Annotated in this window: 12 protein-coding genes; 1 reads left to right on the top strand and 11 read right to left on the bottom strand. The window is 64.5% G+C overall.

Annotation, left to right across the window (positions count from 1 at the left end):
- Positions 1–6: 6 nt before the first annotated feature.
- The 11 genes from AC1DB8_RS04585 to AC1DB8_RS04535 all read right to left on the bottom strand — a co-directional run bounded on the left by AC1DB8_RS04585 (position 7) and on the right by AC1DB8_RS04535 (position 14,837).
- Positions 7–2,265 carry a glycosyltransferase family 2 protein gene (locus AC1DB8_RS04585; protein ID WP_476892316.1) on the bottom strand — a complete coding sequence of 753 codons (2,259 nt, stop codon included), beginning with the start codon at positions 2,263–2,265 and terminating at the stop codon, positions 7–9.
- A 17-nt stretch (positions 2,266–2,282) separates the two neighbouring features.
- Positions 2,283–4,157, bottom strand: coding sequence for a glycosyltransferase family 2 protein (locus AC1DB8_RS04580; protein WP_476892315.1), 1,875 nt, complete (start codon positions 4,155–4,157; stop codon positions 2,283–2,285).
- Between the two features lie 4 nt (positions 4,158–4,161).
- Positions 4,162–4,857, bottom strand: coding sequence for a hypothetical protein (locus tag AC1DB8_RS04575; protein WP_476892314.1), 696 nt, complete (start codon positions 4,855–4,857; stop codon positions 4,162–4,164).
- A 133-nt stretch (positions 4,858–4,990) separates the two neighbouring features.
- The gene (gene wecC / locus AC1DB8_RS04570) at positions 4,991–6,301 is read right to left on the bottom strand and encodes a UDP-N-acetyl-D-mannosamine dehydrogenase (protein WP_476892313.1); all 1,311 of its coding nucleotides are present in this window, start codon (positions 6,299–6,301) and stop codon (positions 4,991–4,993) included.
- Between the two features lie 7 nt (positions 6,302–6,308).
- Positions 6,309–8,027, bottom strand: coding sequence for a glycosyltransferase family protein (locus AC1DB8_RS04565; protein ID WP_476892312.1), 1,719 nt, complete (start codon positions 8,025–8,027; stop codon positions 6,309–6,311).
- A gap of 207 nt (positions 8,028–8,234) precedes the next feature.
- On the bottom strand, positions 8,235–9,128 hold the full coding sequence (locus AC1DB8_RS04560) for an ABC transporter ATP-binding protein (protein ID WP_476892311.1): 894 nt from the start codon (positions 9,126–9,128) through the stop codon (positions 8,235–8,237).
- Entirely contained in the window at positions 9,121–9,999 is an 879-nt protein-coding gene (locus tag AC1DB8_RS04555; protein WP_476892310.1) for an ABC transporter permease, read from the bottom strand. The genes AC1DB8_RS04560 and AC1DB8_RS04555 overlap by 8 nt, the downstream gene beginning before the upstream one ends.
- Positions 9,999–11,732, bottom strand: coding sequence for a glycosyltransferase family 4 protein (locus AC1DB8_RS04550; RefSeq protein WP_476892309.1), 1,734 nt, complete (start codon positions 11,730–11,732; stop codon positions 9,999–10,001). The genes AC1DB8_RS04555 and AC1DB8_RS04550 overlap by 1 nt, the downstream gene beginning before the upstream one ends.
- A complete protein-coding gene (locus AC1DB8_RS04545; protein ID WP_476892308.1) occupies positions 11,729–12,937 on the bottom strand; it encodes a glycosyltransferase family 4 protein in 1,209 nt (402 codons plus the stop codon). Before AC1DB8_RS04545 ends, AC1DB8_RS04550 begins: the two co-directional genes overlap by 4 nt.
- A 58-nt stretch (positions 12,938–12,995) precedes the next feature.
- Positions 12,996–13,322, bottom strand: a complete 327-nt coding sequence (locus AC1DB8_RS04540; protein ID WP_476892307.1) for a hypothetical protein — start codon at positions 13,320–13,322, stop codon at positions 12,996–12,998.
- Positions 13,323–13,790: 468 nt separating this feature from the next.
- Complete coding sequence (locus AC1DB8_RS04535; protein ID WP_476892306.1) at positions 13,791–14,837, bottom strand: LCP family protein; 1,047 nt, start codon at positions 14,835–14,837, stop codon at positions 13,791–13,793.
- Positions 14,838–14,950: 113 nt separating this feature from the next.
- Between AC1DB8_RS04535 and AC1DB8_RS04530 the strand changes: the two genes are divergently transcribed.
- Positions 14,951–15,454 (top strand): DUF3515 family protein, encoded by a 504-nt coding sequence (locus AC1DB8_RS04530; RefSeq protein ID WP_476892305.1) that lies wholly within the window; start codon positions 14,951–14,953, stop codon positions 15,452–15,454.
- Positions 15,455–15,650 lie beyond the last annotated feature (196 nt).

The following is a 15,650-nucleotide window of genomic DNA, read 5'->3' as shown; positions in this document are numbered from 1 at the left end:
GCGGTCCTAGCCTTGGCCAACGGTCGCCACGAACTCCAGAACCTCGCTGTCCGGAACCTCCACTTCAGCCGGGTTGCCAGTGGTCCGTTCCAGGACGGCGGCAACGTCCGAGTCCTCCGAAGCCCACTGAACAGCTCCGCCAAAGATCGCGCCAAGGTTGCGGGCGACGGTCGTAACGGCATATGCGTGTGCTCCAGTGTGCGGGTTGAAGGGAGGCTCGGAAGCTCGAACCATTATAGTGTCCGCTGTATGTCCGCCCCGTAATTCGCGCGTGAACTGGAAGCTTGTGGGGTCGTAGACGTTGACGACCCGGGAATGGACATGGTCCGTCAGTTCCACTCGCTCCAGCCGTTGCGCAGCGAACTCGTCCAACATGTCCTCGCTGAAAGATGCGTCAAACGAGAGGGTGTTCAGGATGCTGGGAACATGCATCATCCCGAGCCGGTGTCCCGCCGATCGAGATTCCTCGATGTGCCGCCACATAGCCGGCGCGCTCTCCCGAGGGGCACCAAAGTCGCCGACGAAAAGCTCGTCGATTTCGACGAGCTTCGGCTGGGCGGGCAGGAACCTGGCGGGCGCAGGGAAAGCACGCCGGCCGGAGGGAAAGTCCAGGAAGCCGCTGTGGCGGCCATGGCTGATCTGGCGGTGCCAGTGTTCGTAGGCGGCCCGGTAGGCCACGCGATCGGGCGAGCGGTAGCCCATCCGGAAGTCGTCCATGGACAGGTTGCTGGAGCCCACCAGCGACAGTGTAAGCGGTGCTTGGGTGACCTCAAGAACCTCCGCGTCGTTCACCAGGAGCTGGTACCTAAGAATAAACTCGGTGTCTGCCGCTTTTCGAACAGTATCCCAGTAGCCCAAGCGCTCCCTGACGACGCTGACAGGAAACATCGCTGAGACGTGGGCGGGAGTTACGTAGGCTCCCCTCCAGCCGCGGTAGTGGAACATTAGATCCTCGCCTACACGAGACCATGGTGCAGACACGAGGCGGTGGTCCTCCTGCCTGATGGCCGCCGCAACCAGCGTTTCGATCTTTTGAGGGTGCTGCCAGTCGTCGCCGTCGAAGATTGTGATGAATTCGCCGGTGGCCATGGAGTATCCGATATTACGGGAGGTGTAAGCACCCGAGTTCGGCGTATTGCGCACGACTTTTACCCGCGGGTCCGCAAGTTCCCACTTCCCAAGCCGGTCCGTAAAAGCGTCCCCGGAACCGTCGTCGACGATGATGACTTCGATATTCCGGTAGCTCTGAGCAAGCGCGGACTCGACCGCCAGATCGGTAGCTGCGTCTGGGCGGAAGACCGGCATCACGATCGTTACCAGCGGCCCTTCGGTCACCGCCGGTACGGGATCCGTAGACAGCCGGAGGAAAGCCGGCTCAACGCCGTCTTTGAGCCGAATCGGTGCAAGACCGGCGGCTTCGTACATGGCATTGATCTCTGCCATCCATCCGTCTTCCGTGCGGGACGGGTGGCGGAAAGGATTCTTTGCGTTGGCCCTGTAGAGATGGAGATCGTTGGAGTTCTTGGTATCGGCGTCGTAGAGGCCCTCGAGTTCCAGGGTCTGATCGCCACGTCCCGTCTGCGCCAGGGCATCAAGGAAAAACTCACCGCGGCGTTTGCCTTGGAAGTGTTTCGGACCCAGCTTGCCGTAGACATACTGATAGATCGTGCCGGCGTTAAGAATGTCGTCCTTGCGGAGGTTTTGCCGATAGCAGGTGTCCGCCAGTAGGAGCAGCCTGCCCTTGGCGGTCGAGTCCAGGATGCTGAGGATCGATTCCTGTGCCAGGCCTCCCATCCGGAATAGCTCGAGGACATGTTCCATCTGCTGCCAGTCCCAGCGACCTGACGTCACACTTCGGGCAAGCACGTCCCGGCCGTCAAAGGAGCGGAATTTCGTCAGGCGTTGAACCAGTTTGGCGGGCGGGATGTTTGCGCCCGTACCCCACCAGTGGGCAGGTCCCACACCCTCGGCATCCTTCTCCCCCGGAACAGGGTTCGGTAAGGGGGCTGGCACTCTGGCCGCTCGTCGAGCCTGCCGCAGCGCAGTATCCATCTTCCCCAGTCCGGCTAGCAGGGCTACAGCCATCAGTAACAGGGCCGGGACCAGGATGACCACGGAGTGGAAGTAGGCTCCCGCGAGAGTTGTGCAGAACAGAACAGCCAGCCCGGCCGCCGCAGCCTTCTTCTTCGGGGCGAGCTTCCTGGCTCTGCGAATGAGCTGTCCAACGTTCAAGTTATTCCCCCGGGGTGGCATCGAGTTGTTCATTGACTTGCAAGTGTCTACTAGTAAGAGACACCCGAAAAATGGCTGCGGAACGCTTGGGCACGGGCGCCCCCAGTGTCATTCTCCACGCCGAGCTGTGGCGGCGGCCGGAAGCCGTCCCATTGCTCGGCAACACTCTGCAGGAAGGTGCTGTCCTCCGGGTTCCAGGTGTGGCCGCCATGCGAATCCGCGCCGGAGTGGCGGTGCATCATGTAGTTCTGACCGTGCGAGCGGTAGATGAGTCCGCCAGCGGCCTGGACAGCCTGGAGGAGGCATCGGTCAACGGCGCGGTGCACCGGCCTCCATCCGCCAAGCTGGCGAAGCTCGTCCCGGCCCAGCATCATGGTGCCGCCGGCCACGTGGTCCGAGTACTGCTCGCCGAGCGGAGGCCTGCGGGTGGTGATATCCAGGCTTTCCAGATACACGAACTCAACCTGCGAACCCACCAGGATGGCGCCGCTGTAGTCCTTGGCGTGGACGAGGTCGCGCAGGTGGTGCGGGCCGTACCAGTCGTCGTCGTCCATCTTGCAGATCAGATCGCCGCTGGCAGCGCCGACCCCTACGTTCAGTACCTCGCCGAAAATCATGCCAGCTGGGACGGAGCGCAGCTGCAGTTCTCCGGGATAAGTCTCGACCGCGCGCCGGATCTCCGGCAGGTCCGCGTCGAATCCGTGCAGCACCACCACCACCTCCACGGATTTCCAGCTCTGGCGTGCCAGCTGTTCCAGGGCGGACGCCAGCTTCTCGGGCCGGCGGGTAGCCAGCACCACGCTCACGGAGGGCAGGGGGAGTAGTGGCTTGCCCAGCTCGCCCAGTACGGTGTTCCAGACGGCCTTCGGGCTGTAAAGGTCCCATGCTGTGCGCCGAAGCCCGATCGACTTTGATTCCCTCAGTACCGGCGGGTCGACGGCGTCGAAAGCGTCAAGGTGTTCCAGGAGTTGATCGCCAAGCAGGGTCCGGACTTGGGCAGCCAAATTCCGCGCCAGGATAGGCACTCCGGCGACAGCCAGCTGGCTCAGACGCCGGGCCAGCTCACTGTCGAGGCCGCCGAAGCGTCCGCCGTCCACCTCAACGTAGTCATGCGGGCGCAGGGCGGCGAGATCCGATTCGTGCAGGACTCCCCCGGTGAGCTCGCACGGCTCGAGCGGCCGGGCAGGCTTTTCCGGGTACGGCAGGAAACCCATCGGTGAAACAACCGCGGTGTCAACGGGAGGCAGCACCGTCCCCGTCGGAGTCCAGACCGGGGGGATTACCCGCCCAGGGGAGACCTGGATATGCCCGCCCAGCTGCTGCGTGAGCCCGCTGTCGCCCACGAGTACGTCTACGGGATAGATGTCATCCGGCTCGGGCTGCAGCAGTGCCTCGGTCATGAAACTGCCCAAGGCGTCCCCGGCCAGCCAGGCGAGGTCAGCGGGCTCCGTGAAGCCCACGCGCAGTCCCCCCAGCACAGGCGGACGGTTGGCAGGCGACGCGCAGCGCAGTGCCGCGACGGCGGCAGCATGGACATTCACCCATTTGCCCCCTTCGACTACAACGGCGAGGCCGAGCCCCGGCACGGTCAGTGCGGAGGTGCCGGCCTTGGCCTGGAGGCTGCGCGGAGTCCACGCTGGCAGTTCGTCTGCCGGGAAGAGTCCCCGGATGACGAGCACAAAACGATGCGCCCGTCCCTCACTGCGGAATAACGGCAGCAGGCCCCGGGCCTCGGCCAGCGATTCCGCCTGCACAACATAGCTGTCCCACCACAACTGCTCCGCCGGAACGCCGTGCTCCCAGTCGGCAGCTGCTGTGGGATCGCGGGGCTCCCAGTCGGTGCGGGCATAGTCCCAACCCAGGTCAAACGCCAGCTTCGCCATAGGGTACGCCGCGGACCCTACCGCTACGCTCTTGATCTGCATGCGGTCAGCTCCCGGCCCGGCCCGTGCGGGCTTTGAGGCGGACCAGGATGTAGGCAGGACCCTTGCGGGCGATCGCCCGTGCCCGTGAAAGGCCGCGGTTTGGCGCAAACCCCTGCTCCAGGCGGCGGCGCTCCACCTCCGACTTCCTCAGCCTTGCCTCAAGCTGCCGAATCCGCTCCTCGTAGTCTTGGCGGGTGGCGCCGTCCGAAAGGTCCCTCACCACAATGTTGAGGTCCAGGCTTGCCGCAGCGCCCTTGCGCAAATGCAGTTTGGGTTTGGGCCGCCGGAAGTCGTGCAGGCCCAGTGCGTTGCCAGATACCCAACGTTCGCCACCGGCCTTGCGCGCAGACTTCTCCGGGTCGCCTTGCTCCGACAGCCTCCGGAGGGTGCCTGTCTCCCAAAGTTCGATCGCACCGGGCTGACCATCCACCAGCGCACGAAGGACCAGCGCCTCCGACTGCCGCAGGCTCTCGATCATTGCCTCGAGCGAATGCAGGCCCAAGGCTGTTCCGGCGCTGAGCACCAAGGTGAAGCCGGCCTCGACAAGATCGGTTCCCTCGGTGCCGACGAAGGAAAAACGCCGATCGGTGGCGAGCCATTGCTCCAACTGGGGCCGGGTGCCGGCCTCCGCGAGGATTTCGACGGCGAAATCCTGGTTAGCGGAGCCAAAAAGCGATGCGACGGTCCCCGCAATCTCCAAGTCCGACGCCTTTGCGGCACGGACCAGGATCCTGACAAGGGGTGTCTCGCTTCTCGGGGTCTGCAGTGCTTTGAGGGCAAAACCAGTCTCGCGGAGTTGCTCTTCAATCGACGCTGAAACGCCCTGGACCCCCCTATCCACCGACGCTGGCTCCCACCGGAAGGTGCTGGAGGCTCGCTTCCGCAACGTCGGGCTGGTTCCAGATGCCCTTGGTGTCGATGACCTGCTTGCCTTCGAGAGACGCCGGGTCAACGGTAAGGAAGTCATCGTGGTCGACAAGGAGCATGACGAGGTCTGCCGCGGCTATCGCTTCGTCTTGGCCGTGGAGCCGGGAAAGGCCGGATCCGGCCAGCACCGCGGGCAGTTCCTCGACGTTGGGGTCGACAACCAGGATGGTGCTCGCCGGCAGCTGCTGCACAAGTTCCTGCACGATCGTCACCGACGGGGACTCGCGGACGTCGTCGATATTGGCCTTGAAGGCCAGGCCCAGGACCGCGACGGTGGCCCCGGGCTTGTCAGCGAGGGCTTCTACTGCCTGCCGGACCACGTGGTACGGCTTGGAATCATTGACCTCTCGGGCGGTACGGATCAAGCCTGCATGCTCCGGGACGGCGTCCACAATGAACCACGGGTCCACGGCAATACAGTGCCCGCCGACGCCGGGACCGGGGCGCAGCACGTTGACGCGCGGGTGGTGGTTCGCCATTTCGATCAGCTTCCACACGTCGATGCCCAGCTTGTCGCAAATGATTGACAGTTCATTGGCGAAGGCGATGTTCACGTCACGGAAAGTGTTCTCCACCAGCTTGGTCATCTCGGCGGTGGTGGCATCCGTCAGCAGGATTTTCCCCTGGCAGATGACTTCGTAGAGACGCTTGGCCAGCTGTGCGCCTTCCTGCGTGAGGCCGCCAATGACGCGGTCATTCGTGACGATCTCAATCATGATGCGTCCGGGCAGCACGCGTTCCGGGGAGTGCACCACGTGCACCTGCCCGTGGCCACCGGCGGCGTCGAGGGACAGGTCCGGGCGGAGTTCCTTAAGGTAGGCGCCCAGGCGCTCCGTGGTTCCCGGAGGTGACGTCGATTCCAGGACCACCAGCTCGCCGCCTCGGAGCTTCGGTGCCAGCGCCTCAACGGCGCCGCGGAGGTAGGAAAGGTCAGCGCCCTTGCCCTCGGCCAGCGGGGTGGGCACGGCGATAATGTACGCGTCGGCTGCCGGCACCGTGGTCATGGCCACCAAGTACCCCAGGTTGACCGCGCCGGAGACCACCACAGCCATGTCTGGCTCCACGAAGGGCACTTCGCCGCGGTTGACGGCGTCAACGGTCGCCTGCTTCACATCGACGCCGGCCACGTGCTTGCCCTTGGCGGCAAAACTGGCCGCCGTGGGCAGGCCGATGTAACCGAGCCCGATGACCGCAACATCAAAAATCGTCTCGTCCATGTCTCCCCTAAACAGAAATGTGGTCTTCGGGCGAGCCGAAGAACTGAATCTTTGAAGAAGCCAAGAGCTCTTCATCGGTAATAGGCCAGGTGTGCGACGACACGTTAGCGCTGCGCATCTGGCAGTAGTTGAACCGGTCCGCCGAATAGATCCGGCCGCCCGCCTCGATCACGTCGCTAAGGAAGCGCGAATCTTCTCCGCGTTGCAGCGGCTCGAACGGAAAACCTCGGAACGTGTCCGTGGCGGCGAAAATCGTGGGACCGGAGACGGCTTCGACGTACCGGTGCTCCAACTGCGGATTGCGCAGGATGGTCGCCCCGGCACCGGCAAGATGCATGTAGTGCGCCCGCTTGCCCACCACTTCGGCTTCGGAGTACATCAAAGCGTGGACCTGGTCACCCAGGTAGAGCGGGCTGTAGACGTCGTCGTCGTCCCATTTGGTGGCGAACCGACCGTCCGCGCGCGTCACCAGGGCATTGAGGCACTCACCGAGCGTCGTCTGCTGCGGTTCCTGGAGTACGACGACGTCGGCAAGCCCGGCTGCCAGGCACTGTCGCCGGAACGCGGCGTCGTCCAGCTGGAAACCATGGGCGAGGTAGACCAGCTGAACATCGACGCCCTGCTGTGCGGCAACACCGGCAAGGACATGGTCTAGCTGCTGCGGCCGGAAACTCGATACCAGGACGGATACCTGGGGCCGGGCTGCCGGTGAGGCCAACGCAGGCTGTGCGGCCGCCGCGATGGCCTGCGCCCGGTGGCTGTACGTGTGCTCGGCCCAGATCCTGCGCTGGGCCTTGTGGACGAGGCGTTGTGAATAGTCCGGGTTGGCGGTGAGGGCTTTCAGCAGGTGGGCGGCGGCCTCGCGGGTGTCTGCCGTGGGGATCTCGCCCTCCGGGAAGAATTCCGTGATGGCCGCGCTGGGCGTTGACACTACGCACGTACCGGCCGCCGTAATCTCAAAAATCCTTCGGGCGCACATCGATGGCGAGTCCGTGACCGAGTTGACGTTAAGGAACACCTTGTACGCCTTGTAGGCGGTGAGCATCTGCTTATAGGACAGCGACCCCACCACATGCTTTTTGAGAAGTCCGGGAAACTGGTACTGCGGCTCCCCGCCCAGCTGCCGCGAAAAGATCTCGAACCCCGGGCGCTTACCCACCGTCGCGTCCACGGCGGCACCCAGCAAGTAGTCCATCTGCCGCCGGCGGTCCTCATACTTGTGCGCGAAATACATCCCGGCGAAGGCGATCTCCCGGGCATGCCAACCGTGCCGGGGTCTGGCGGGGTTGTGGATCCGCGGCTGCGCTGCGAACGGCAGCACAGATACCTTGCTGTGGCCCAGGTCCGACCGGTAGCGCGGGAGCATATTCGCGTCGGTGGTGAAGACGTGCTCGAACAGTCTGGCGGCGGGGAGGAAGTCTTCGTAGTGCGGCGGATCCTCCTTGTTCCAGAAGACCGCCGGCAGTCCGGCCGCCCGGCAGCCTGCGATCAGTTCCCGGAAAGCGGCCGAGGGGCCCGCAGGGCCGGTGATTTTGCCCCGCCACATCCCGGCGTTCCCGGCCCAAGCGGACTCGACAACGACGAAGTCCAGCATCTCGCCACGGAGCTGGGCCTGCCAGCTGTCAGGCCGCAGAGCGACGACGGTCCATTCTGCCGCGAACGCCGCCGCGGAGAAATCATCCATGATGATGCCGACGCGGAGCTGCGGGTTGCGCGGCAACCCCACACCGATGGACGCCTCCCTAAAAACAAGGCGACGGCCACGTCCTAGCCCGCGCCACGCGCCCTCCGCGCCGCGGACGCCGGCCAGGCTGGCCTCGTCTCGCTCGGTCCCGCTGCGGTGGAGGTAGCTTTTGACTTGGGTCGTCCCGCCGTGGCGGGCATGCCACAGGGCGCGCCGCCAGTAGGCCGTTTTGTCTCGAAATCCCATGGTTTACCGGGACCGCTTCCAGCCGTTGGGCAAAAGCGTGGTGCGCATTTCCGGCAAGCTCGCCATCAGTTCGGCACGGATCTGCCGGCCGTAATCGGCGTTTCCCTCGTTCATCCGCCAGATGAAGTTCTTATATTCCTTGGCCACGTCGTCCGGGGTTCCGTCCATGATGAAATCGCCCTTGTCGATCCAGATGGCGCGGTTGCACATGTCCGTGATTGTCCCGAGGCTGTGGCTGACTACAAACACGGTACCGGCCTGGCGGGTCACCTGCTCCATCCGCGCTTTGGAGCGGTCCTTGAACTGGGCGTCACCCGTGTTGAGTGCTTCGTCCACCAGGAGGATCTCTGGGTCCACGGCCGCGGCAATCGCAAAGCGCAGTCGCGCGCCCATGCCCGAGGAATAGGACTTCATCGGGTGGTAGATCTCGTGTTCCAAGCCGGACATCTCCACAATGTCATCAAACTTGGCGTCGACCTCAGCGTGGCTCATTCCCATCGCCAAACAGCCCAGGCGAATGTTTTGCGCGCCCGAAATAGAACTGATCAGCGCTGCGTTGACACCAAGCAGAACCGGATTACTCGCGGCATAGACCGTGCCCTCGTCCGGAATGATCAGGCCCGCCAGCACCTTCATCAGGGTGCTCTTGCCGGAGCCATTGCGCCCTATGACGCCGATGGACTCCCCTTGATGGGCCACGAATGACACTTTGTTCAGCGCCGTGGTCCGCACCTGAGCATCTCCGCGGCGGGAGGCCCACCATGCCTGCAGCCCGGATGTCGGAGCATTTGTCCTTCCTCCGGATTGGTTCTTCGTCCGGTAGATGACGGAAATGTCGTCCACTACCACGGTGGGATCCGCCAACGGTTCCCCGGAAGCTTCTGAAATCTCAGACACGTCCATAACGTTCCTCTCCACGCCAGAAAACAATGAGCCCCGCGGCTACCGAGGCAAGCGCCCAAAGGGACAGCACCGCCCAGCTGCGCCAGGAAGGCGTCGTGTCGTACAGCACCGAATCGCGGATGATCTTGATGACCAGGTACACCGGGTTGAAATCCATAATGGTGCGGAGCAGTGGATGATTGTCGAAGCGGTCCTCCGAGAAGAAGACTGCGGAGGCGTACATCCAGAGGCGCGTCACGAACGAGAGCAGCATCCCGAGATCCGGAATCTTCAGGATCAACGGAGCCAGAAGCATGCCGATCCCCAGGTTGAACAGGAATTGCAGCAGGACAGCGGGGACGATCAACAGCCACCGCCACGAAATCACCTCGGCGGGCGCCGTGAAGATGATGAAGAGCAACATGACGATGGTCACGGGGATGTTGGACAGCAGCTCGCGCACATTGAGTGCAATCGGCAGTGCGGCCCGGGGAAACTGGAAGGCCCGAATCATAGACGTGTTGCTGGTGAGCGATTTTGCCCCGCCCATTACGGACCTGGTGGTCATCTGGAACGTAAACGTCCCAATGAGCAGGTACCCGATGAAGTTGTCGATGCCCTTGCTGGTGCCCAAGAGCAACCCGAAGATCAGGAAGAAACTCAGTCCGTTCAACAGCGGAGTCAGGACCATCCACGCTACGCCCAGGTTGGTCTTGTCGTGACCGCTCTGAATCCGGGCCCGGGCATCGAAGTAGATAAAGCTCCGCCGGTCCCAAAGCTGCACCAAGTAGTCCAGCAGGTCCGGACGCTGGCCCACCTTGCTCAGCCGGGCGAGGTTGACGGGTACAGAGACGGTGGGAGCCTCGGTCTGTTCCTTGATGCTCATCAGATGGTCACTCCCAGCTTTCCCAGCTCTGCTGCCAAGGCCGCCACGTTGGCAGCCCATGTTCTTTCCTGCAATACCCGGGACCGGCCCGCCGCGCCCATTTGCTCCACAAGCTCAGGGTTCGACAGCAATTCCATCAGCACCTCAGACAATTCAGCCGGATCGTCAGCTTTGGGCAACCGTCCGTTCACCCCATCCTCGACGATTTCCGCCAGGGCCGGCAGCTTGCTCGCCACCACCGGACGGCCACAGGCCAGCGCTTCCACCGGCTTGAGCGGCGTCACGGACCGGGTCACTTCCAGATCCTTGCGTGGCACCACAAAAACGTCCAAAGCCTGGTGATAGCGCACCGCTTGCTCGCGCGGGACCCGCCCGGTGAAGATAATGCGGTCGCCGTAGCCTGACCGCCGGGCTTGAAACTCAAGCGCGGGGCGGGAGACGCCGTCTCCCACAATCAGCAGCTTCAAATCCGGCAGGCGCGGGGCGAGGAGGACAAATGCCTCGATAAGGTCATCGAGGCCCTCATAGGCTACCAAACTGCTCACAGTCCCGATGTACTGCCCCGCTTCGTTGAGCCCAAGCTCACGGCGTGCGGAGGCGGCGTCCAGCGGTTCCTCAAGAAAATCACCGCCCACGGCGTTCGGGGCGATCAGGACTTTGCTTTCCGGAATGCCGGCGGCGGCAATGTTGGCCTTCATGGCGCTCCCCAGCGTCACTACCAGGTCCGCGTCCCGCATTACCTCGGCCTCGCGCTCCTGGAACAGGCGGTAACGTTCGCTTTCCTTGGCGGCCGGTCCACGCGTCGAAGCCCAAGTGTCGGCCAGTTGCCCCCGCACCTCATACACCCACGGAATACCCACGGCCTGGGCCACGGCCCGGACCACCAAGGCGTTCACGTAGTGCGTGGTGGTGTGCAACACGCACGGCCGGAACTCCAGTACGACGTCCAGCAGTTCCGCGGCCTGTTGCTGCAGCCGTGCATCCACCGTTGCCGCCAGCTTTCCCGGAAGGAGCCGCCGGTAGCGGACGCCCTCCACCTCATCGAGCGGCTTGGCGAAGATCTTGCCCACTTGGACGGGATAGCCCAACCTGGTCACCGCCTGGACGTCCCAGCCGGCAGCCTGCTGAGCGGCGAGGATGGAGTGGGAACGCTGCGCATAGCCGCTTGAGGTGTGCGGCAGCGAGTTGGTGAGCAGATGCAGCACGCGGCCCGGGACGGCGGTGTATTCCACTCGGTCCAGCACCGGTGCCGCGCCGTTAAGGACGCTCACCTCGGCTGCCAGCCGGGACCGCTGGCCACGGCGCGCGCGGCCGCTACCCGCCAGGACCGCGACGGCTTCGGTGGCTGCGCCGTCGTACCAGAATCGGCGGGCGCGGGCACCGTCCAGACCCGGTGCGCCTTCCGCACGGCCGAGGAAATCATCGGCCAGGGCAGGCAGCTGGGCGGTGAGGGCCACGTCGGCGAGGCGCCGGGCAGGCTCCCCTGTGGCGGCGGAGGCCAGCAGCAGCCGTCGCTCAACCTCGGCGTTGTTGCCTTTTACCAGCGAGGCGAGCAGGACGGGAATTGCAGCCGAGTCCCCCGGGGCGAAACGCGACACCGCCGCCACGAGAGGCCCCACCAGCCGGGCTGGAAGTCGGCGGCTGAGCTGCAAGAGCAGCAAGAACGGATCATCGGTCAGGTGGGTGCCAGCCACCCCCGCGGCCAGCCGAAAATTACGGTAGAGCTGGGTCATCGGGAAGAGACCGGCTCCCGGTTCAGCAGCTCTGCGATCAGCCCCATGTACTGCTCTGCAAGCAGGGAATACTCCGCGTGCTCCTTGACCCACTGACGGCTCGTTTCGTCCCGTACCAGCCGCGAGCGGTCCGCCGCCAGCTCGCGCCACAGCTCGGCCACGGCTTCCGGCCCGCTGGCGACAATGTCGCCCGCCTGGGCATCCGTGATGATGCGGGCGGCTTCACCAATGACGATTGCCGTGACATGGCGGCCCAAGGACAGGACCTCATAGGTCTTCGAGGGCACGGTTGTTTCGAAGGACTTCCAATCGTCCCGCAGCGAGACGATGCAGGTGTCTGCCGAGGCGTATCGCTCCAGGACGGCCTGGCCATGCAGCGACGGGTGGAAGGTGACTGGGGCGTTGAGCTCACGCGCCAGCTTCTGCAGCGCCGGCTTCCGGGTACCGTCACCCACCAGGTGCAGGTGCATTGACTCCCCCACCAGCGCACTGGCACGGATAATGACCTCCAGCCGCTGGCTGGCGCCGTGGTTGCCAAGGTACAAAGCCTCAAAGTCTTCGCGCTCCGGCTCTGGCGGGGCCAGGACGGGAATTGTGTCGACGTGCAGTCCATTGCTGACCGTGGCGACGTTCCCAATGCCGCGTCCGCGCAGGGTCTCTGCAAATCCTTCCGTGACGGTCACCACCAGGTCGGCACGATGCTGGATGAAGTCCACGGCCACCTCCACCACACTCTTGACGCGGCCCTTGACCATGCGCGAGTCACGGGCAAGGTCCGGCCATGCATCGCGCATTTCGACGATCAGCGGAACGCGCCGGAGGCGGGCCAGCAGGTACCCGGCGGCCAAGATCGGCAGGCTCGGCGCGGTGGCAATCACGACGTCGGGCCGTGGCGCAAAGAGCCCGATCGGCACCGACATGGCGGCCGAGAAACAGTGGTCGACAAAACGCGCCAACTGCGAGTTGCCATGCGGCAGGTAGGGTACGCGTCGGATCTGCTCGGAGAACTGGCCCTTCTGGCGCCGGAACGCACGGCCTGCCAACTTGGCAGGAAGGTCGCGCCGTCCAGCCGGGGCGTGGGCAACCGGCGTGATCACATCGACATCCCAGCCGGTGGCGCAAAATTCCTTCAGCAGGGCCGTCCAGCGGCGCTGGGGCGGGCTGCTCTCCGGCCAATAGGAATGCACCAGGAGACTGACCCGCACGGGCCGCCCCGCTGCATCACGAGTTCCGGACGGATTCGGGCTGACCGGCCGGGCCACGCTAGCGACCTCCCTTGGAGGTCACGCGGCCCCTCGCGCCCAAGGCGCGGAAGTAGGCAAAGCCCGCCGCCAGCAGGACCAGAACGGTTACCAGCTGCACGCCGAAAGGGCTGCCGGTTGCCGCGGTCACTGCTGCCTGGATCACCGGGGAGGATTGGATTACCTGTTTGGCCTGGGCCGGCTCGGGAGCGGCAGTCTTGGACGGCGTTGCGGACTTCGGCGCGGCCGAAGCTTTAACCGAGGGAGTGGCCGTCGGCGTGGGCGTGCCTTCCTCGACGGCTGGTGCGGGCTCGGCTGGGGGAACAACCGGAGCCTCCGGAACGGGCACTTGAACCGCCGGTACCGGTGGCAAGACGATCGGCGCTGCCGGTGCCGGGCCGGCGGGCGGACGTACCGGCACCGCCGGGGCGGGCGCCTGCGACGACGGCGCGGGAGCTGGCGCCGGGGCCGGAGCCGGGGCGGGATCCGGCGCCGGCGCGGGGTCGGCCGGAGCGGGATCGGAAGGCGCAGGATCCACGATCACTATGGGATCAGGGGCAGGCGTGCCATCACCTTGCGCGTGGGCGGGGGCTGCACCCAGGCTGAGGGCGAGAGCGGCGGCCGCGCCGAGCGCCGCCGTCTTCAGAGTGGTCCGGTAACCACCACAGCGTGAAGTGTTCAAGTGTTCCCCCAAAGCAAAATCTTGTTCGGTACGTCGTAAGTTCAGCGTCGTACTTTACGTCGGGGCCGCATTTCTGAGTCGGCACCGAGAGCATCCTACCGGTTTCCCGGCAATTACCTGAACGATGGCGCGTTGTTAGGAACCCGAGCCGATTGACTTGACGAAACTGCCGAGAGTATCCCCGCGCAGGGCGCCGGCGACCTTCGCGATGGCGGCGTCGTCCCGCAGCACGATGGATTGGCCGTCCGCAGAGGTCCCGATGCCCGAAGTCGGCAGAGTGAAGCTGAGCACGTCGGACGTTCTGACGTTTCGCAACCCCACCGCCAGCGAGCCTACCGCTGCCGCGTCGAGAGACTTGTCGACACTGACGTACGGCGAGACGGTATCCACCAGGCTGCTGATCCTGACCGGATTGGTTAGCGTCTCGGCCGTGAGGAACTTTGACATTAGTGCCTTCAGGAATAGCTGCTGGTTCTTGACGCGCTGGTAATCGCCGTCGCTGAAGGCTTTGCGCTCCCGAACGAACGCCAGAGCCTGTTCACCGCTGAGCTGCTGCTTTCCCGCGGCAAACGAGAACTGCTTGGTATTGAAAGCCGTTGGTACGTTGACGTTGACGCCGCCCAGAGCATCGGTCATTGCCTTGAATCCTTCAAAATCGACCACGGCGACGTGGTCGAGTCGGGTATCGAACATGCCTTCCAGAGTCTGGACGACCAACGGAATGCCGCCCAGTGCCATGGCAGCGTTCATCTTGGCCTCCCCGTGTCCGGGAATCTGCACCCAGGTGTCGCGCATGATGGACATCATGTAGATGTTCTTCCGGTCCGCGGGGATATGCACCCACATCATGGTGTCCGAGCGCTGGTCCGAGGGACCGCCGGCTTCCGCGTCGCCGAGAGTTGCGGCGCGGCTGTCGCTGCCGAGCAGCAGCAGGTTTACGGCGTCGGTTTTAGTTTCGGCCGGGCGCGCAGATTCCGCCGGAAAGGCCTGCTCGATCTTTTGCGACTTGGAGTTGAAGCTGTTCGCCAGGTTGAAGGCGTAAACCCCGGCACCCACGGCCACGACGAGAAAGAACGCCACGACGCCCAACAGCACATTGCGGGCAGTCTTCTTCTTTTTCGTCTTCGTCCGGGACCGCTCGGCCTCCTCGTAGGGAGCCTGGTCTTCAGTTTCAACGGGCATTAATGCGTCCCCAACTCTTGTAACGGCGAACAGATATAGCTGGGCCCATTCTGCCACGTACTCGTGGATGTTCGGGTTCGGACGGACCTCCAGCGCCGGGATAGGCTGGATGGATGCAGCAGCTCCGCCCGCACGGTTTCCTTCGTCCGCTTCGCTTTCTAGCCACCGCCGCCGCAGCCGGGATCGTGCTCAGCGCCTGCTCCCCCGTCGTCGACGTCGCACCTGCCAAGGACGCGGCGAACGCCGCCTGCGCGCCGATGATGCTGGCGCTGCCGGACAGCCTTGGCGATGCGAAACTGCGCAAGACCAACAGCCAGGCGACGGCGGCGTGGGGCGACCCGTCACTCGTGGTCCTGCGCTGCGGCGTCAATGTCCCGGGCCCCACCACCGACCGCTGCGTCAGCGTCAACGGCGTCGACTGGGTGATCAAGGAAGGCAACCCGGTGTGGACGCTGACCACTTTCGGGCGCGAACCCGCCACGGAAATTCTGATGGACCCCAACAAGATCAGCTCGGCCACGGTGCTGGCGGAGCTCGCCGCACCGGCCGCGAAGATCAAGGCAGACCGGAAATGCGTGGGCCAGGAGGACCTGCAAAACCTGCCGACCGGCAAGTAGCGACCCAGGCGCTGGGCCCCCGCCGGCAGGGTTCCCTGGCCGAAGCGGAGCGAGGTTAGGGCGCCGGTGGATGGGCCCACGCCGGCAGGGTTCCCTGGCCGAAGCGGAGCGAGGTTAGGGTGCCGGTGGATGGGCCCACGCCGGCAGGGTTCCCTGGCCGAAGCGGAGCGAGGTTAGGGTGCCGGTGGATGGGCCC

Source organism: Arthrobacter sp. 10N410 (assembly GCF_056394945.1).
This window is presented reverse-complemented; position numbering and strand designations above follow the sequence as displayed.